An 18461-nucleotide genomic window follows, 5' to 3' on the forward strand; every position below is an offset into this window, starting at 1 on the left:
TCAGAAGCACTCCGACTTGCCCTTGTGGAGTTTGAGACTCAGCCCGGAGAGTTTGAACTTGGCGGCGGTCGTGGCGTACGCCACCTGTTTGACGTCCTTGATGGTGACCTTGTCGGCCTGCTGTGCGAAAAGGTCCTGCATGCCCTGTGCCGTGGCCGGGCCCTTGTCCAGGGTGGAGGCGTCGCGGCCGATCTCGATGTTGTCGAAGTCGGCGTCGCCTTCGAGCTGGGTGACGTCCAGGACCAGGTCCTTGGCCTCCACCGGCTTGTTCGGGTCGTTGCCGGCCGAGATGTTCAGCGAGAAGGTCCCGACGATGGGGATGTTCGTCACCACGGACTGGCACAGCCCGTTGATCTTCGCCTTCTTCAGGGCGGTCACGGCCACGGGGAAGGGGTGGTCCTCGCCGTTGCGCAGGTTGTAGTCGAGGCCGCCGTACTGCGCGAACCCCTCGCCCGTCATGGTCTTCGCCGAGACCTTGAACTCCTGCCCCGACACCGCGAACGAGGCGGCCAGCGCGCCCTGCGAGAGCGCCACGGCCAGCGCGCCCGTGACCGCGAACCCGGGGACGGCCAGTACGGCGAATTTCCGCCACCTGACCCGGCCCGTCACCTGTCTTCCCTGTGCGTCCTTCATGCTGCGTGTCCCCTCCGTGGGCGGTGCGACAACGCTGCCGGAGTGTCGTGCGTGCCCGTGCCGGCCGCGATGTCCGCGTGGTGGCAGAGGTGCGAGGTGCGTTTAGGGGTGTGCGTGGTGCACTTGGTGTATCCGGTTCCCATGGTTCACGTGCTGCACGTGACCTGAGGAGGCGTCCGCCGCGCCCAGGCGCGACACGGCGGACGCGCGGGGGACGAACCCGCCGTCCCGCAAGGTGTACCCGAGAGTAAGTCCGCCGCCGGGCACTGACAAGGGCCCGGGTGCACGCCGATTCCGGTCGGTGGTAAGGCAGTCGGCGGCCCGTCCCGGCCGGCGGAGGGGTCCGTGCCGGCCGCGAGGACGGCGGCCTGGACCCGGTTGGCGACGCCGAGCTTGCCGAGGACCGCTTTGACGTAATCCTTGACGGTGGCCGTGCTGATGCTCAGCCGTTCGCCGATCTCGGCGTTGGTCAGCCCCTGCCCGAGCAGTTCCAGCGTCTGCCGCTCGCGTACCGACAGCCGGTACAGCCCCCGGGCGCCGTCCCGGGCCGGTGCGGACGCCGGGTGGTGGCGGCACAGGCGGCGCACCAGGGGCGCGGACAGGCAGCCGGCCCCCGTGGCCAGGGCCCGGACCGAGCGGACCAGTTCCTCCGGTGCGGTGTCCCGGAGCAGGAACCCGGTGGCGCCCAGCCGGAGGGACTCCGCGATGTGGTGATCGCTGTCGAGCGCCGTCAGGACCGCCACGTGCGGCGGCGCTTCCAGGGCCCGCAGCCGCCGCAGTACGGCGAGCCCCTTGGCCGCCGGAGGCCGTACGCCGAGCAGGACGACGTCGGGGCGGCACCCCTCCGCCGTCCGCGGCCCCTCGGCGACCGGGCAGACGGCCGCCACGGAGATGCCGTGGGCGGTCTCCAGGACCAGCCGCATCCCGGTGCTCAGCAGCGCCTCGTCGTCGGCGATCAGCACCCTCACCGTGCTCGGTGTCCCCATCGGTGCGAAATATCCCACCGTTCCCCACCCCTCACACGCTGACCGGGGCCGATGCCCCGGATCTTGGGCCGAGGGTAACGCCGGGGAGCGGCGGAACCCGAGACTCCACAGGTCCCCCGGGACGGAGTGCGACGGAAGATCCGTTCTGCCGAACTCCGCCCGTTCTCCGTCGGGTTGATCCCTCCTTCGGGGGGTCCTGCCCCCTCGTCGGGAGGTACCGGCGGGTCCATGGTCCAGGCCACGATGCGACTGCCCCGTCCGTTCCCGGCGTTCGCCGAAGTCCCCCGACGTTCCCCGGTGTTCCCCGGTGTTCCCCGGTGTTCCACGACGTTCCGCGATCGCGCCGCCGGGCGCGCGCGGCGGACTCCACGGTCGGCGCCGGCGGGAGCGAGCGTCTCCCGCCTCCGGACGGAGGCGCTCGGTGATCCGTTCTCGTGCGGTGCACGACCAGGAGAGGGCAGGAATGCACAGATCCAGACAGAGGGCAGACGGAACCCGAAAGGGCGGCGTAACGCGGCGTGCCCTGCCGGCCGTTCTGAAGGGCGTCGCACTCGCCACGGTGGCGTCGCTGACGTTCACCACGGCCGCCGAGGCGACGCCCTTCCGCGGGCCGGTGGTGCCACGGAAACCGGCGGTCCGGGCCGACGGCGGTACCGACGACGCGGCCGGGCTCGGCTACGACACCCGCAACGACCGTTGCCTCGCCGGTCAGTTGCTCAACTGGGGCGAGGTGGAGACGAAGACGGTCGCCGGCTCCCTCCTCGACGGCCCCGAGGCCAAGCTGCGCGAGGCCGTCGACGGCGGCCTCTGGTCGTACGGCGGCCCGCTGGGCGACGCCAAGGGGCGGGACGAGAAGGCGACGCGGGCCTATCTGGAGGCGTGGAACACCCGGTACAAGGACTGGGAGAACACGCTGGAGCCGCTGAACCAGTACTGGCACGCGCCCGAGAAGCTGTGGCACGCGCCGGAGTTCGGCGAACCGATACGCCAGTACCTGATCCACGACATCCCCTTCCGCTACCGCCACCCGGAAGCGACCGACGCGGCGAAGGAGCAGGCGCAGAAGGTCGCGGAGACGGCGGACGAGCAGGACCGCAACGTCTTCCGGATGCTCGGGGCCACCCACGGGCCGGGGGACATCCGCTCGTTCATCGAGCGCGGCGGCTACCCCAAGGCGGCCCCGGAGACCGGCACCGTCGAGTTCCGCACGGAGGTCGAGGCCGTCAAGGCGCGGTGGGCCGGCTGCGACGTGAACACGCCGTTCGACCCGTACCACGTCCTCGGGCCGGTGATCCGGGCCGCCCACGCCGAGTGGCAGGCCGAGCTGGCCGGGCAGGCGAAGGCGCGTACCGCCGTCGTCACCGCGCAGACCGCCGCCGTGCGCCACCTGCGCACCGCCACGGACGCGATGGTCAAGGCGTCCGGCCAGGCGTGGGTGGCGGACGCCGTCCTGCAGTGGCAGAAGTACCAGAACGACGAGCGCAAGGCCGGCCGGAAGGTCCCCGACGCCTCGGTGTTCCGGCAGGCGGACGCCGTGCTGAAGGACGCCAGGAGCCAGGCCGACGCCGAGGCCAGGCGCGCCGAGCAGGCCGCCACGGCGGCCAAGGGCGAGGGTGCCAAGGTCGCCGCGGCCCAGGACGAGGCAGCCAAGGCGGCCGACGCCATCGGCGCGCCGCGTGGCCGGGGCCTGGAGTACGCGCAGCAGGCCGCGCAGGTCGCCCGGGCCTCCGTCGCCGCCACGGAGGCGGCGGCGAAGTCCGCCAGGACCGCCTCGCACGCCACCAACGCCACGGTCAAGGACAGCAAGACGCTGGCGGCGCTCGCCGAGACCCAGGCGCACGCCGTCCAGGCCGAGTACCACCGGGCGGCGGCCCAGGAGGCGGCGGCCCAGACCAAGGCGGCCGCGGACTCGGCCGGCCGGCAGGCCGCCGAGGCCAAGGGCGCGATGGAGAAGGCCGAGGCCGCCAAGGAGACGGCGGAGAAGGCCGAGACGACGGCCCGCGACGCGGCGAAGGACGCGTCCGAGAAGCGGGCCGTCGCCGAACGCGAGCGGGACAACGCCAAGAAGTACCGCGCCGACGCGGACGCCCAGCGGAACCGCGCGGCGGAGGCCGACAAGCGGGCCCAGGAGCAGAAGTCGCGGGCGGCGGAGGCGCTGGGGCGCGCGCAGGGCCTGGGAAGCACCGTCGACGAGAAGGCGCGCATCGCGGAGGCCGCCGAGGAGAAGGCGTCCGCGGCGCGCCGGCAGGCCGAGGACGCCGAGCGCAGGAAGAGTGCGGCGGAGTCCCGGGTCAAGGCCCTGGAAGCGGCCGCCGCGGCGGCCGAGGGAACCGGGGCGGCCGGCGAGGCGCGGAGTGCCGCGAACGAGGCCAAGGCCGAGGCCGCGGCGGCGACGGACGCCGCCTCGAAGGCGCGCGGGGCGGCCGATGACGCGACGTCCGCGGCGGTCGCGGCGCGTGCGGACGCGGTCAAGGCCAACGGCGCGGCCGTTCGGGCCCGGGCGGCGTCCGACGCCGCCGCCTCCGACGCGGCCACCACCCGGTCCGCGCTCGCCACCGCACACGCCGCGGCGGCGGAGGCCATTGAGGCGTCCGAGCAGGCGGCGAAGAACGTCCGCACCGCCGAGAAGGAGGCCAAGAAGGCCGCCGAGGCCGCGGACACGGCCCGCAAGGAGGCCGAGGCGGCACGCTCGGAGGCCCGGAAGGCCGACGCCACCAGTGCCGAGGCCGTCGGGCACGCCCACGCCACCGCGCAGGCCGCGGCGGCCGCCCGGGACTCGGCGGCCGAGGTGGCCCGGCCGGCGGCCGTGGCCATCGGGCTCGGCGGCCCGTACCAGGAGAAGGACGCCTCGGCGGGGCTCTCGGTGATCGTCGGACAGACGTCCAAGACGCTCGCCGAGCAGCAGGCCGCCGCCGCGCAGGCGAAGGCGGACGAGGCGGCGCGTACTGCCAAGGAGGCCAAGGAACTCGCCGCGAAGGCGGACCGGGACGCCAAGGCCGCGGCCGAGGCGGCGGCAGCGGCGGCGGACGACGCGGCGCGGGCCGCCCGGTACGTCGCGGAGGCCCGCGGCCACGCGGCCCGGGCCAAGGCGGCGGCCGAGGCCGCGCAACGGGCCGAGGCCAACACCAACCGCTACAACGAGCAGGCGCACAAGGACGCCTACCTCGCCGACGCGGCGGCGGGTACGGCCGAGGCGGAGGCCGCCGCGGCCCGGAACAGCGCCGACGAGGCCGAGAAGGACGCGGGCAGCGCCCGGAAGGCGGCCGGCTCGGCCGAACGCGATGCGTCGGCCGCGCGGGACTCGGCCGCGAAGTCGGACCGCAACGCCACATCGGCCGAGCAGGCCGCCGAGCACGCCAGGGACGAGGCCGGCCGGGCGGACCAGGCGGCCACCCGGGCCGAGGCGGAGGAGCGGGCTCGCCAGGAAGCGGCCCGCAAGAAGGCGATGGAGACCGGCAGCACCGGCGTCTCCGGAGGGGGCGGTCCCGACCTGGGGACCGATGACGAATCGGTGCTCCTCCGCGTCTGCGGCCGGACCTGCCTCGACGAGTACCGCGGGGCGCAGAAGGCCGCCTCCATGAGCGTCGTCGACTGGGTCAAGGAGAACGGAGGCGAGATCCTCCTCGAGGTGCTCGGCGTCAACAACGTCAAGCGCTGCTTCGGCGAAGGGGACGTCGAGAGCTGCCTGTGGGCACTGGTCGACGCGGCGGGCTGGCTCACGGTCATCGCCAAGATCAAGCCCATCGGCACGGCGATCTTCCGGGTCGCCACGGGGATCTCCGCGTTCTTCGAGAAGGCGCAGTGGGGCAAGCGCACCACGGACCGGCTGCGGAAACTCATCGAGCGGGGCCGGAAGAACCCCGACCGGAAGCCGCCTGCCTGCGTCGTTCCCTCGGCACGGCTCGGATACGCGGCCGGACACCGGGCGACCGTGGCCGCACAGTCGGCCGACTGCATGCCGCCCGGCCTGACCGATGCGAGCGAGGAGTACGTCCGGTCCAAGCACTTCCCCGGCGGCTCGCAGGTCAACCGTACGAAGGGCCTGTTCCACGAGGGCGTCGACCTGGACGAGTTGGCCGACTACGCGGCGGGGGTCCCCGCACGGGTCAACGACCGCGGGAACTTCGAGCGGATGGTGAACTTCGGTAAGCCGGTGGGCGAGACGTCGGCGAAGGACGGGGCGAGAGAGACCTCTTGGTTCATGCTCGTCCAGGACAGGTTCGGCGCTGTCATCACCATGTATCCGATTCCGCCCGCGTAGGCCCCGCTCCGACGACCAGGAGGTACGAGAACCGTGGGAATGGCCGTATTCATCGAGAACCAGCTCCACGAGCGGGTCGGTGAGGTCCTGGATGATCCGGACGAATCCTTTATGCGGGTCTGCGAGGCGGGCCCCCGCCGGTCCGTGCGCCATGCGGTGGACCGGCACGGGGACACCATGCTCAATGCCTTCCAGTTGGCGCTCCTCCTGGAAGAACTCCGTGAGTTGCCCGCCGATCTGCGGACGGAGACGGTCCGCGCTGTGGAGGAGGCCGCCGAAGTGGCCATCCGAAGGCACGGATACCTCTTCTTCTCCGGCGACTGATCCCTGTCCGGCGGCTGAGCCGGGGAGACGCGGGCGCGGCACCCGGCCGCGTCGCCGTCTCCCGCCGGCGGGAATCCGGTGGCCGGGAGACGGCGTCCTTCCTAGCCTTCCGGCGTGAACAGACGACGGCGGAAGAAACTCGCGCGCGGGCTCGTGGCGGCCGTGATGTGCGAGGAGGGCGCGCGGGCCCGGGCGCTGCTCCGGGCCGGGGCCGACCCCGGCACGGCCGACGCCGGCGGGATGACGGCCCTGTACGCGGCCGCCGTCAACGGTCACGCGGAGCTCGTCCGCCTCCTGCTGGAGGCCGGGGCCGGGCCCGACGCGGAGAGCGCCGGGGCCGGCTCCGAGGGGACGCCGCTGTGTGCCGCCGCGTGCTGGGGGCACGTCGGGACCGTGCGGCTGCTTCTGGCGCACGGCGCCGACCCCGGTCTGCGGGAGGAGCGTGGTACGGGCCTCGCGCCGCTGGACTGGGCGCTGCACGGGGGGCACGAGGAGACCGTTCGGGCCCTGATCGCGGCGGGGGCGCGGCCCCGGGCGTAGGGTCACCGGCCGCGGCCGGCGGGCGCCCGTCCCCGTCCCGCCGTCATCGCGAACGCCGCCACCGCCGTGACCGCGATCAGTCCCGCTCCCGTGGCGAAGGCCAGCCGGGCGGCCGCCGGGGTCGCGGACGGGGAGTCGTGGCGGGTGTGGAAGAAGAGCGTGCCGAGCAGGGCGACGCCGAGGGTTCCGCCCAATTGCTGGACGGAGTTGAGGAGGCCGGCCGCCGAACCGGTCTCCTGGGGGCGGACGTCGGCGAGCGCGGCGGAGAAGTAGGGGACGGTGAAGGTGCCGAAGCCGAGGCCCATGACGGCGAAGGCGCCCAGGAGCGGCCAGGGGTAGGCACCGGCGGCGGTGAGGTGGTAGACGGCCGTCGCGGCCAGGGTGCCCGCCGCCGCCACCGCGAGACCGGCGAACATCAGCCGCGGCCCGTACCGCGGCACCAGCCGCGCCCCGGCGAACCAGGAGGACGCCGCGAGACCGGCGGACCACGGGAGCACGGTGAGGCCCGCGGTGAGCGTCCCGGTGCCCGGGCCGAGCTGGAGGTGCAGGACCGCGACCATCATGAGCCCGGTCGTCACCGAGAAGAACAGTGCCGAGGTCAGCAACGCGGCCGGGAACGAGCGGTCGCGGAACAGCCCGGGTTCGACCAGCGGGCTCCGGCCGGCACGGGAGCGGTGGCGCTGCTGGACGACGAAGAGGGTCAGGACGGCGAGACCGGCCGCGAGGGAGGCCCAGGAGCGGACGGTCGGCCCGGCCGCGTCCGCCTCGATGAGCGGATGGACGATCAGCCCGGTCCCCAGCGCGGCGAGGACGGTCCCCACGACGTCCGGGCGGGGAGGACGGGGCGCCCGGTCCTCGGGCAGCAGCCGGGTGGCCAGCAGTACGGCGACGGACGGCGGGACGTTGATCAGGAACACCGCTCGCCACGACGTCCCCAGCAGGTCGGCGTGGGTCAGCAGCCCGCCCAGGACGGGACCGCAGACGGCGGCCAGGCCCATCACCGGACCGATCGTGCCCATGGCCCGGCCCACCTCGGGGCCGCGGAACATCGCCCGGATCAGGCCGACGGTCTGCGGGATCACCGCCGCGGCCGCCGCGCCCTGCACCGCCCGCGCGGCGATCAGCGTTCCCGCCGAGGGGGCCAGCGCGCACAGCACCGACGCGAGCGCGAAGCCCGCCACCCCGAGCCGGAGGACGCGCCGGCGGCCCACGGCGTCCCCGAGCCGGCCGCCGGTGATCAGCAGGAGCGCGAAGGGGAGGGTGTAGGCCGCGCTGAACCACTGCACCGTGCCGACCGGGCCGCCCAGCCGCTCGTGGATGACGGGGGCGGCGACGTGGACCACGGTCGCGTCCAGGAGGTTCATCGCCTCGGCGGTGAGCAGGACGGCGAGGGCGGCCCAGCGCCGGGGGTGTTCCGGGGCGGCGGTCGAAGGGGCCGAAGGGACGGAAGACGGCGGCGAAGGGGTGGTCAGGTCGGTCATCAAGGACTCCATGGCGATCCGGCGATCGGCTGGAAGACGGGGTGATCGGTCGGGGCCGAGCCTGCGGGCCCGTTCGCCGTGCTTCCATGAAGCGGCCGGGAACCGTCGATTTCGTCCATGCAAGGGGCTGAGGTGAAGGAACCGATCACCCTCGACTGGCTCGACCGTGCCGTGATCCACGCCCTGCATGTCGACGGCAGGGCACCGTTCGCCCGGATCGCCACGGTCGTCGGGAGCTCCCCGCAGACGGTCGCCCGGCGGTACCAGCGGCTGCGCTCCCTCGTCGGCCTGCGTGTGGTGGGCCTCCCGGTGCCCGACCGCACACGCAGGCAGCAGTGGCTGGTCCGGCTGACCGCGGCCCCGGGGGCGGCGCAGGGCGTGGCCCGCGCGCTGGCCGCCCGGCCCGACACCTCGTTCGTGCGGCTCGCCTCCGGCGGTACGGAGATCATCGCGGTGGTCTCGTCGCCGTCGGACGCGTCCGGGGCGGCGGACCCGCACCGGCTGCTGCTGCGGGACGTCCCGCGCACGGCCGGGGTCACCGCCGTCTCCGCGTACTGCGTGCTCCACACGTACTTCGGCGGCCCGACGGCCTGGCGCGGCCGGGCCGGGACGCTGACCGGGGAGCAGGAGGCGGCCCTCCGGGCGGCCGTCCCCGTCCCCGCGCCCGAGGACGAGGGTGAGCCCGTGTCCCTCTCCACCGGCGACCGCAGACTGCTGGCGGCCCTCGCCTCGGACGGCCGGGCCGGGTACGCCGAGCTCGCGGCGGCGACCGGATGGTCGGCGGCCACCGCGGCCCGGCGCGTCGCGGACCTCCGGGCCCGCGGCGCGCTCTTCCTCGACGTGGACATGGACGACGCGGCGCTGGGCGTCACGGCCAGGGCGCTGCTGTGGCTGTCCGTCCCGCCCGCCCGGCTGGACGGGGTGGCCCGGATCCTCGCCGGCCACGAGGAGGTGGCCTTCGTCGGCTCCACGACCGGCCCCGCCAACCTCGTCGCCAACGTCCTGTGCCCGGACCCGCCGGCCCTGCACCGCTACCTCACGCGGCGGCTCGCCCTGGACGCGGTCACCGGACTGGAGAGCACGCCCGTGCTGCGCACGGTCAAGGGCGTCGGGGCCGTGCGGCCCTGGTGAGGGCGGGACCGCACGCGAAACGGCGGCGGCCGCCCGTTCCCGTCGGGGAAGGGCGGCCGCCGCCGTTCAGTGCCGTTCTGCCGGGGCGGGCCGGTCAGTACGACTGGTGGGCCTGCCAGTAGGACCAGGCGCCGCAGGGGCTGCCGTAGCGGTCCTTCATGTAGTCCAGGCCCCACTTGATCTGGGTGGCGGGGTTGGTCTGCCAGTCGGCGCCGGCCGAGGCCATCTTCGAGGCCGGGAGGGCCTGGACGAGGCCGTAGGCACCGCTGGAGGCGTTGGTGGCGGTGGGGTTCCAGCCGCTCTCATGCTCGACGATCTTGCTGAAGCACTGGAACTGGCCCTCATCCTTGATCATCTGCCGGGCGGTCTCCTGCACGGCGGCCCCCTGGGTGGCGGCCTTCGGCGCGGCGGTCGCGGCCTGGGCCGGACCGGAGGCGAGGACGGCACCCGCGGCGGCCAGGGCCACGGCGGCACCGGCGCCGGCGGTCAGCTTGCGGGAGGCGAGGCGGCTGATGGTCGAGAACGTCACGGAGGAGAACCTTCCGTCGGGGGCAGGACAGCGCCGCCGGACCGTGCGGTCCCTGGCGGCCCGACCAACCTGCGGGACGGTTCCGGGGCGGTGCAACGAGCGCTGATTACTAGGCCGGGGCGGAGGCGGGCGGGAGCGCTCGCCGCCCGGGGGCGTGGAGTTGACGGAGTCCGCTACGAAAGGGCGTCGTTTGTGGCTCGGGTCACGTGGGGGCCCTCACGGGTTTGTAATACTCGGGTAGCGTGAACACGTCTTACGTCATACGGCGGGCCGAGGTATCCGACGCGCGTGCGCTCACCCGGCTGGTGCGGTCCTCCCGCGCGTACGGCGGCCGGTACGCGCCGATGGTCGAGCGGTACACGGTCGGCCCGGACTACGTCCTCGCGCACGAGGTCCACGTCGCCGCGGCCGAGGACCCCTCCGCCGGCCCCGGCGGGCTGCTGGGCTTCTACGCGCTGCTCCTCGATCCGCACGAGCTGGACCTGATGTTCGTCGCCGACTCGGCGCAGGGGCGCGGCGTGGGCCGGGCCCTGGTGACCCATATGAAGGAACGGGCCCGGGCCGCCGGGCTGACCTGGGTGCGGGTCGTCTCGCACCCGCCGGCCGAGGGCTTCTACCGGTCGGTGGGGGCCGTGCCCATGGGCACGTTGCCCGCGAGGCCGCCGGGGGTCGCGTGGGAGCGCCCGGAGCTGGTGTTCCCGCTCGGTCTGTCCGCGGCGGAGGCGGTGGCCGTGGCGGAGGCGGCCACGGCGTGACGGGGGTGATGGGGGTGGCCGCGGTGTGACGGGGGTGATGGGGGGCCACGGCGTGACGAGGTAGCCACGGTGTGACGGGGTGGCCACGGGGGGACGGGGTGGCCACGTGACGGCGCCGCCCGCCCGCCGCCACGGCCGCCGCCCGCCCGTCGTCCGCCCTACGCGCCGCCGCCCGGTCCCCGCGCGGGACCGCTCTCCGGCGCCGGCTCTTCGGACGCCGCCGCTCCCTCGGTCGTCACCGCCCGTTCGGATGCCACCGGCACCTCGGATGCCACCGGCACCTCGGATGCCACCGGCACCTCGGAAGTCACCGGTGCCTCGAACGCCACCGGTGCTTCGAACGCGGCCCGGCGGGTCGCCCGCCGCAGCGCCTTGAGCACCGCCGGGCCGAGGAGGAGCGTCGCGGCCAGGGTGACCGCCGCGCGCGGCAGGTCCCAGCCCAGGGACGTGGTCAGGCAGTACGCGGCGAAGCGGGCCAGATTGTCGCCCAGCGGGTCGCCCGGGACGAAGGAGACGCCCGTGCCGAGACCGGCGATGTACGGCCAGCCCTGGAGGTTCATGACCGTGCCGTAGCCGACCGACGCCACCGCGCCGTACGCCGCCAGCATCAGCAGCTCGTGGCGGCCCCGCAGCCGGTCGGCGCCCGGCAGCAGGCCCGCACCCAGGGACACCCAGCCCATGGCCAGCATCTGGAACGGCATCCACGGCCCGACCCCGCCGGTCAGCAGCGCCGACGCGAACATCGACAGCGCCCCGAGGACGAATCCGAAGCCCGGCCCCAGCACCCGCCCCGCCAGCACCATCAGGAAGAACATCGGCTCGATCCCGGCCGTCCCCGCCCCCAGCGGGCGCAGCGCCGCGCCCGCCGCCGCGAGGACGCCGAGCATGGCGACGGCCTTGGCGTCCAGGCCGGTGTCGGCGATGGTCGCCACGACGACGGCGAGGAGCAGCGGCAGCAGCGCCGCGAACAGCCAGGGTGCGTCGCGCGAGTGCGCCAGCCCCGACGCCGGGGCCGCCAGCAGCGGCCAGCCGAACGCCATGACGCCCGCGACGGTCAGGAGCAGCAGGGCCACGGCGGAGCGGCGGCCGAGGCGGACGGCGCGGGCCTGAGCCGTCACGCGAGGCCGGGCTGGCGCGGTCACGAGGGCACCCCGGACGGGCCCGGTCCCGTGGGGCCGGGCCCTGACGGGTCCGGCGCGTCCGGTCCCTCGGGTCCCGGCCCTGACGGGCCCCTCCGTGACGCGTCCCGTTCCGTACGGTCGGCCGGTGACGGGTCCGTCCCCGACCGGGCCGTCCCCGACGCGCCCGCCTCTGCCCCTGCTCCCGCCCCCGTCGCTCCCGTCGCCCCCAGCGCGTCCCGCACCTGCGCGACGGTCAGCCACGGCAGGGGCGCCAGCACCTTCGCCACCTGCGGCGCGAAGGCCGGGGAGGCGACGACGACGTCGGCCGTCGGACCGTCGGCGACGATCTCGCCCTCCGCCAGGACGACGACGCGGTGGGCGAGCTCGGCGGCCAGTTCCACGTCGTGGGTGGCCAGGACGATCGCGTGGCCCTCGGCGGCCAGGCCGCGCAGGATCTCGACCAGGCGGGCCTTCGCCGCGTAGTCCAGGCCGCGCGTCGGCTCGTCGAGGAGCAGCAGCGGCGGCCGGGCGGCGAGGACGACGGCGAGGGCGAGGGCGAGCCGCTGGCCCTCGGAGAGGTCGCGCGGGTGGGCGTCGTCGGGGACGCCGGGGAGCAGGCCGGAGACGAGGTCGCGGCAGGTGCCGGGGGTGGCGGAGGCGTCGCGGTCGGCGGCGGCGCACTCGGCGCCGACCGTGTCGGCGCAGAGCAGGTCGCGGGGTTCCTGCGGGACGAGGCCGACGTGCCGCAGCAGTTCGCGCGGGCCGGTGCGGTGCGGCGTGGCGCCGCCGACGGCGACCGTGCCGCGGGCCGGCTCGTGCATGCCGACGAGGGTGCGCAGCAGCGTGGACTTGCCGGCGCCGTTGCGGCCCATGAGGGCGATCGTCTCGCCCGGCCGGACGGTGAGGTCCACCCCGCGCAGGGCGTCCACCCGGCCGTGCCGGACGGCCAGGCCGGTCACCTCGGCGGCCGGGGTGTCGGCGGGGGGCGCGGCCGGGACGGTGCGGCGGAAGCGGCGGAAGTAACGGGAGGGACCCCGGGGCGCGTCCGCCGCGGCCGGGGCCGGCGGGGCGGACGCGGCGGGCGGCGGGACGTCCGCGAGGCGCGCGCGGAGCGGCGCCGCCGCGCGCCGGGCGTCGCGCACGGTCAGCGGCGGCGGGGACCAGCCGGCGAGCCGGCCGAGGGCGACGACGGGCGGGTGCACGGGCGAGACGGCCATCACCTCGCCCGGCGCGCCGACGACGGGCGGCTCGCCCGGCCCGGGCAGCAGCACCACCCGGTCCGCGTACTGCACCACCCGCTCCAGCCGGTGCTCGGCCAGCAGCACGGTGGTGCCCAGGTCGTGGACGAGCCGTTGCAGCACCGCGAGGACCTCCTCGGCGGCGGCCGGGTCGAGCGCGGACGTCGGCTCGTCCAGCACCAGGACGCGCGGGTGCGTCGTGAGCACCGAACCGATGGCGACGCGCTGCTGCTGGCCGCCGGAGAGGGTCCGCAGGGCGCGGGCCCGGAGGTCGGCGAGGCCGAGCAGGTCGAGGGTCTCCTCGACGCGGCGGCGCATGGTGTCGGCGGGCAGTCCCAACGACTCCATGCCGTACGCCAGTTCCTCCTCGACGGTGTCGGTGACGAAGTGCGCGAGCGGGTCCTGCCCCACCGTGCCGACGGCGTCGGCGAGTTCACGCGGCCGGTGGGTCCGGGTATCGCGTCCGTCGACGGTGACCCGGCCGCGCAGCGTCCCGCCGGTGAAGTGCGGCACCAGCCCGCTCACGGCACCCAGCAGCGTCGACTTCCCGACCCCGGACGGCCCGACCAGCAGGCACAACTCCCCTTCGGGGACGGTCAGATCGAGATCCCGGAGGGTCGGCGCGGCGGCGTCGTGGTACGTCACCGTCACCTGCTCGAAGCGGATCACCGGGTGCGGCTCCTTCGGGGTGCTGCGGTGGGTGCGGCCGTGGGTGTGGCGGGGGCGGAGGCGGCGGCCGGGCGCACCCGGGACGGCTCCGCGCCGGCGGCCGGGCGGCCCGGGGCGGGGGGCGGATTCCCGTCGGTGCGGGGCCGGTCGCCGTACGCGTAAGGAACCTGGCGGTCTTCCCGGCGCGGGGACGCGCCGTCGTGCCCGGCGGGCGGCACGGCCGTGCCCCGGGCGGCGGGGTGGCGGGTGTCGTCCGGGCCCGGCGTGGGCCGGCCCGGGCCGGGCGCCGTGTGCCCCGGGGCGGGCGAGGGGCGGCCCCGGTCGTGGGGCGCGCGCTCCGGGCCCTTCCCGCCCCGCCGCCCGGGCAGGGGCAGGGCCGGCAGCAGGCCGACGAGGACCGAGAGCGCGGGCCACAGGGGCAGGGCCGGGGACGTCAGGGGGACGGCCGGGGGGTGGAGGGATTCCAGGGCGCGGGTGCCGGCCCACACCATCAGGGCCGTCACCGCCGCGCCCGAGCCCGCCACCAGCCACGCCGCCGCGTCCCAGCGGTCCGGGCGGTAGCGGGTGCGGACCGAGCGGCGGCCGCCCAGCCGCAGTCCGGCCAGGGCGGCGGCGACGCCGGCGAGCAGCAGGGGCGTCCCGTACCCGGCTCCTTCGTCGGCCAGCAGCCCGTACGTGCCGGCGCACACGCCCAGCAGGCCGCCCAGGGTGAGGACGGCCGTGGTGCGCCGGACGGAGGGCGGGACCTGCGCGGTGCGGCCGTAGCCCCGCGCGTCCATGGCCGCCGCCAGGGCCACCGAACGTTCCAGAGCGCCCTCCAGCACCGGCAGCCCCACCTGGAGCAGGCCGGCGATCCCCCGGTCCGGCCGGCCGCGCAACCGCCGCGCGGCGCGCACCCGTTGGACGTCCGCGACGAGGTTCGGCGCGAACGTCATGGCGACGACGACCGCGACCCCCGCCTCGTACAGCGCCCCCGGCAGGGACTTCAGCAGCCGCGCCGGGTTGGCGAGCGCGTTGGCGGCGCCCACGCAGACCAGCAGGGCGGCCAGCCGCAGCGCGTCGTACAGGGCGAAGAGCAGGCCCTCGGCCGTCACCCGGCCGCCGAGCCGCACGCCCCGCGCCCAGTCGGGGAGCGGGACTTCGGGGAGGACGACGACGGTGTGGGTGCCGGGGATCGGGGAGCCGAGGAAGAACGCGAACAGCAGCCGGACGCCGATCACCACCAGCCCGAGCTTGAGGAACGCCCCGTAACTCCGCGCCCAGGGCGCGTCCGTGCGCCGGACCGCCACCACGTACCCGGCGACGGCCACCAGCAGCGCCAGCAGCAGCGGGTTGGTCGTCCGGGACGCGGCGGCGGCCAGCCCCAGCGCCCAGATCCACCACGCGCCGGGGTGCAGCGCCGGCGTCACCGCGCGCGCCGGCGGCGCGCCTGCCACACGCCGGCGGCGCCGAGCGCGACGACGGCCGCGACGCCGCCGATCAGGCCGGCGGAGGGGCCGCCTCCGTCATCCGCCTTTTCGGCCCTCGGCTTCTCGGACTCCGGCCTTTCGGACTTCGGCGCGGTGGCGTCCGCCTTCTCGCCGCAGCCCGTCCGCGGGTAGCCCTCGATGCCGCACAGCAGGGCGGCCGAGTTGTAGCGCAGCGGCTTGGCGACGGCCGCGAGCGCGTCGGCGGCCGTGGCGTCGTCAGCGACCCGCGCGCAGGCGGTCCGGGCCGCGGGCGGGCGCTCGCCGCCGGGGGCGTCGGCGGGCGTGCCGAAGTCGAGGACGACGGCGATCCGCTTGCCGCCGTCCCGGGCGGGAGTCCGGTCGCAGACGGCGGCGAAGTCCGGTGCGATACGCGGCTTCGTCGCGTCGGAGGAGTCCGCGCTGACGGCGAAGCGGAAGCCGACGGTGTCGCCGTCGCCGGGCCGGGCCTGGGACGGTCCCTGGGTGGCGTACGTCCAGCTGTGGCTCCCGTCCTTGCCGTCGGCCTGCTTCTCTCCGTCGGCCTGCCAGAACGACCAGTAGCGGTACCCGGCCGCGTGCGCGGGCCCGGCGGCCGTCACCCCGGCGAGGACCGCCAGCAGGCCGGCGAGCAGCAGGGCCGCGGTCGTGCGGAGAGAGGGGGCAGCGGTCACCGTTGCTTCTTCCGGCGGTTGCTGAAGAGGAAGCCCACGCCGACGGCGGCGACGAAGGCGACGGCCACGAACCACCAGGTGCCGGACGACGAGTCCTTCTCGTCGTCCTTCTTCTCCTCGTCGGACGTGGAGACGGACTCCGGTGCCGGGCCGGTCGCGTTCAGCTTCTGTACGAGGTCGGTGCCGCCGAAGTCGCGCGGGTCGGCGCCCGCCGCGCGGGCCGCGAGCACCAGCTTGGCCAGCCGGCCGGGGTCGCCCTTGTGGTTGTCGCCCTCGGCCCACGCCAGGGTCTTGCTGTCGTCCGACTTCAGCCAGTCCAGCGCCTTGCCGGCCGCCTCGCGGTGGCCGCCCGCGGCGAGCGCGGTGACCGCGTCGGCGGTGGTGCCGTAGTCGGGGCCCTTGGGGGCGCCGGGCATGGACGCCTCCAGGTGGCCGCGGCCGGCGTCGAGCTTCTTCGCCAGGTACGCGGCGGAGGCCGCGGCGGCGGCGGGCGCGTCCTTGGGCTTGGCCTTCTCGTCGCCGGAGCAGGCGAGCGGCTGGACGGGCTTGTTCTCCTTGCCGTCCGTGCCGCCCGCCGGTTCGACGAGGTAGCCCTTGCCGAGGGCGGCCGTGGTGGCCGCGGCGGACGCGAAGTTGTCGGCGTTGAGCTTGCCCTTCTGCGGCGCCCACGCGAACGCGCCGCGCTCGCCCTCCGGCGCGTCGCAGCCGAGCTGGAAGGTGAGGAGCGCGTCGTAGGGGCTCTTGCCGTCCTTGGAACGGACCTTCGCCGGGTCCTGGCCGGCCGCGGCGAACGCGCCGACGGCGGCGGCCGTGGAGTTGGCGTTGCTCTCGGCGCCGGGGTTCATGCCCCAGCCGCCGTCCCCGTTCTGGTGGCCCTTGAGCCAGGCCAGACCCTTCTCGACCTGCTCGCCGCGCCCGCCGACCGCCGCGAGCGCCTGCACGGCGGCGGCGGTCTGGTCGGGGAACTCGTCCTTGGCCGCGTCGCACGGCTTCCCGGTGTCGGCCCGGAAGCCCGGGAACCCGCCGTCCGCGCACTGCTGCCCGGCGAGCCAGTCGATCGCCGGCTTGGCCGGGGTGACGCCCGCGGAGTGCTGGGCGAGGAACGCCAGCGACTGCCGGAAGACGCCGTCGAACTTCGGGTCGGCGCTGCCGTAGAGGCCGGGGGCGGTGCTTGAGGAGGAGGGGGCCGACGGGGACGCGTCGGCGAGGGCGGCCGGGATCGCGGCGGCGCTCAGGACGGCCGCACCGGCCAGGGCCACGGCCCCCCTGCGGGCCAGGGCGCCGCTACGGGCCAGGGCGCCCCTACCGGTCATGGCGCCCCTACGGGTACGGGTGGCCCTGCGGGTACGGGCGGCGGGGGAGGGAGCCATGGGGGTGGGGTGCCTCTCGGGGGTCGCGGCGGCGTGGGCGCTCTTGTCGATTTGTGCCCACTTTAACCGGGCGGGGGGAGGGGGCCGGGGCTGCGGGCCGATCGGGGGCGGGACCGGTGCGGGGCGGCCCAGGCGGGCGGCAGGGCGGCCGGCGTTCGGCTCGGCGTGCGCCGTACTTGGCGACCGCCTTGCGACCACCTTGCGGCCGGCGTCGCGCGGCGTCGTCCGCCGACACTGCCCGGCGTCGTCGATCAGCACTGCGCGGCGCCGTCGACCGGCGACGCGAGCCCTGCGGCACCGTCCGTCGACATCGCTTGGCGCCGCCGCGCGGTCCGGCCACAAGGCGCCCTCCGGCGCCGCTCAGCGCCGTCCGATCAAGCCGCACACCGTCTCGATGTCGATCTTCACCTGGGCGATGGACGCCCGCCCCGACAGCCAGGTGATCAGCGCCGAGTGCCAGGTGTGCTCGATCACCCGGACCACCGACAGCTGTTCCGGGCCGGGCGGCACCGGCAGGCCCATCGCGTCCACGATGATCGCCGTGGTCAGCCGGGAGACCGCGTCCACCTCGGCGCTGACCGAGCGGTCGGCGAAGGTCAGGGCGCGGACCATGGCGTCGGCGAGGTGTGGTTCGCGCTGCATGGCGCGGAAGGCGCGCATCAGGGTGCCGGCGACGCGGGCGGCCGGGTCGGTCTCGGTGAACGGACGTTTGCGCAGCGTCTCGTGGAGCTGCTCCAACTGGTCCTGCATGGTGGCGACCAGCAGATGGATCTTGGAGGGGAAGTAGCGGTAGAGCGTGCCCAGGGCGACGTTCGACGACTCGGCCACCTCGCGCATCTGCACCGCGTCGAAGCCGCCGCGGCTCGCCAGCCGGGTGGTGGCGGCGAGGATGCTGCGCCGCCGCGCCTCCTGACGCTGGGTCAGCGGGGCGGCCGGGGCGGCGGCGGCTCTCGGGTCTGCGGTCTTCTGTCCCACGTCGGTGCGTTCCTCTGCAGGGGGTGGTCGCCAGCATGATGGCAGGGCGCGGTTCAGTGACGCGAATCACTGGAACGTGTTCCACATTAGCGGCCCGGACGGCCCGCGCCCCAGGTCCGCGGCCGGACGGGGTGCGGCGTGGTGGGAGCGGGCCCGGCCCTGCCGGGGCGCGCGAGAGTGCGTCGGGGGCGCGCTGTGGCCCGGGTGGGAGCGGTCCGCATCGCCGCCCGCCGGTGGCTCGGGTACGTTCTGGACTTGTCGGGCTTTCCGCTGGTTTCCCAGCCGGTTGGCATAGTGAAACTTGTTCTAGAGAATCGGGAGCGGTTACG

At 75.5% G+C, this 18461-nt stretch carries 15 protein-coding genes; 5 read left to right on the forward strand and 10 right to left on the reverse strand.

Features of this window, described 5'->3' with window-relative positions:
* Positions 1–633, reverse strand: a complete 633-nt coding sequence (locus tag ACH4PU_RS25600; RefSeq protein ID WP_398276464.1) for a DUF6230 family protein — start codon at positions 631–633, stop codon at positions 1–3.
* Between the two features lie 146 nt (positions 634–779).
* Complete coding sequence (locus tag ACH4PU_RS25605) at positions 780–1619, reverse strand: LuxR C-terminal-related transcriptional regulator (RefSeq protein ID WP_398276467.1); 840 nt, start codon at positions 1617–1619, stop codon at positions 780–782.
* Positions 1620–2178: 559 nt separating this feature from the next.
* On the opposite strand from ACH4PU_RS25605, the gene ACH4PU_RS25610 reads away from it, so the two are divergent.
* The 3 genes from ACH4PU_RS25610 to ACH4PU_RS25620 all read left to right on the forward strand — a co-directional run bounded on the left by ACH4PU_RS25610 (position 2179) and on the right by ACH4PU_RS25620 (position 6744).
* Complete coding sequence (locus tag ACH4PU_RS25610; RefSeq protein WP_398276470.1) at positions 2179–5880, forward strand: hypothetical protein; 3702 nt, start codon at positions 2179–2181, stop codon at positions 5878–5880.
* A gap of 39 nt (positions 5881–5919) precedes the next feature.
* Entirely contained in the window at positions 5920–6204 is a 285-nt protein-coding gene (locus ACH4PU_RS25615; RefSeq protein ID WP_398276473.1) for a hypothetical protein, read from the forward strand.
* Between the two features lie 114 nt (positions 6205–6318).
* Positions 6319–6744 carry an ankyrin repeat domain-containing protein gene (locus tag ACH4PU_RS25620; protein WP_398276476.1) on the forward strand — a complete coding sequence of 142 codons (426 nt, stop codon included), beginning with the start codon at positions 6319–6321 and terminating at the stop codon, positions 6742–6744.
* Between the two features lie 2 nt (positions 6745–6746).
* On the opposite strand, the gene ACH4PU_RS25625 is transcribed toward ACH4PU_RS25620, so the two are convergent.
* Positions 6747–8225 (reverse strand): MFS transporter, encoded by a 1479-nt coding sequence (locus ACH4PU_RS25625; RefSeq protein WP_398276479.1) that lies wholly within the window; start codon positions 8223–8225, stop codon positions 6747–6749.
* A 132-nt stretch (positions 8226–8357) separates the two neighbouring features.
* Here ACH4PU_RS25625 and ACH4PU_RS25630 point away from each other — a divergent pair, with 132 nt between their 5' ends.
* On the forward strand, positions 8358–9356 hold the full coding sequence (locus ACH4PU_RS25630) for an Lrp/AsnC family transcriptional regulator (protein ID WP_398276482.1): 999 nt from the start codon (positions 8358–8360) through the stop codon (positions 9354–9356).
* A gap of 94 nt (positions 9357–9450) precedes the next feature.
* Here the strand turns inward: ACH4PU_RS25630 and ACH4PU_RS25635 are convergent, their stop codons facing one another.
* Positions 9451–9885, reverse strand: coding sequence for a transglycosylase SLT domain-containing protein (locus tag ACH4PU_RS25635; protein ID WP_398276485.1), 435 nt, complete (start codon positions 9883–9885; stop codon positions 9451–9453).
* 242 nt (positions 9886–10127) lie between these two features.
* On the opposite strand from ACH4PU_RS25635, the gene ACH4PU_RS25640 reads away from it, so the two are divergent.
* Positions 10128–10640 (forward strand): GNAT family N-acetyltransferase, encoded by a 513-nt coding sequence (locus tag ACH4PU_RS25640; RefSeq protein WP_398276488.1) that lies wholly within the window; start codon positions 10128–10130, stop codon positions 10638–10640.
* Between the two features lie 158 nt (positions 10641–10798).
* On the opposite strand, the gene ACH4PU_RS25645 is transcribed toward ACH4PU_RS25640, so the two are convergent.
* The 6 genes from ACH4PU_RS25645 to ACH4PU_RS25670 form a co-directional block, all read right to left on the reverse strand.
* The gene (locus ACH4PU_RS25645) at positions 10799–11782 is read right to left on the reverse strand and encodes an ECF transporter S component (RefSeq protein WP_398276491.1); all 984 of its coding nucleotides are present in this window, start codon (positions 11780–11782) and stop codon (positions 10799–10801) included.
* Positions 11779–13668 carry an ABC transporter ATP-binding protein gene (locus tag ACH4PU_RS25650; RefSeq protein WP_398276494.1) on the reverse strand — a complete coding sequence of 630 codons (1890 nt, stop codon included), beginning with the start codon at positions 13666–13668 and terminating at the stop codon, positions 11779–11781. Before ACH4PU_RS25650 ends, ACH4PU_RS25645 begins: the two co-directional genes overlap by 4 nt.
* Positions 13665–15104, reverse strand: coding sequence for an energy-coupling factor transporter transmembrane component T (locus tag ACH4PU_RS25655; protein ID WP_398276496.1), 1440 nt, complete (start codon positions 15102–15104; stop codon positions 13665–13667). The genes ACH4PU_RS25650 and ACH4PU_RS25655 overlap by 4 nt, the downstream gene beginning before the upstream one ends.
* Positions 15074–15787: an SCO2322 family protein gene (locus tag ACH4PU_RS25660; protein WP_398276498.1), complete on the reverse strand. Its 714-nt coding sequence runs from the start codon at positions 15785–15787 to the stop codon at positions 15074–15076. Before ACH4PU_RS25660 ends, ACH4PU_RS25655 begins: the two co-directional genes overlap by 31 nt.
* The gene (locus ACH4PU_RS25665; protein ID WP_398276501.1) at positions 15784–17100 is read right to left on the reverse strand and encodes a prenyltransferase/squalene oxidase repeat-containing protein; all 1317 of its coding nucleotides are present in this window, start codon (positions 17098–17100) and stop codon (positions 15784–15786) included. Before ACH4PU_RS25665 ends, ACH4PU_RS25660 begins: the two co-directional genes overlap by 4 nt.
* A 417-nt stretch (positions 17101–17517) precedes the next feature.
* Entirely contained in the window at positions 17518–18132 is a 615-nt protein-coding gene (locus ACH4PU_RS25670) for a TetR family transcriptional regulator (protein ID WP_398276504.1), read from the reverse strand.
* Positions 18133–18461 lie beyond the last annotated feature (329 nt).

The organism is Streptomyces sp. NPDC021100, from assembly GCF_044333095.1.
GTDB lineage: Bacteria > Actinomycetota > Actinomycetes > Streptomycetales > Streptomycetaceae > Streptomyces.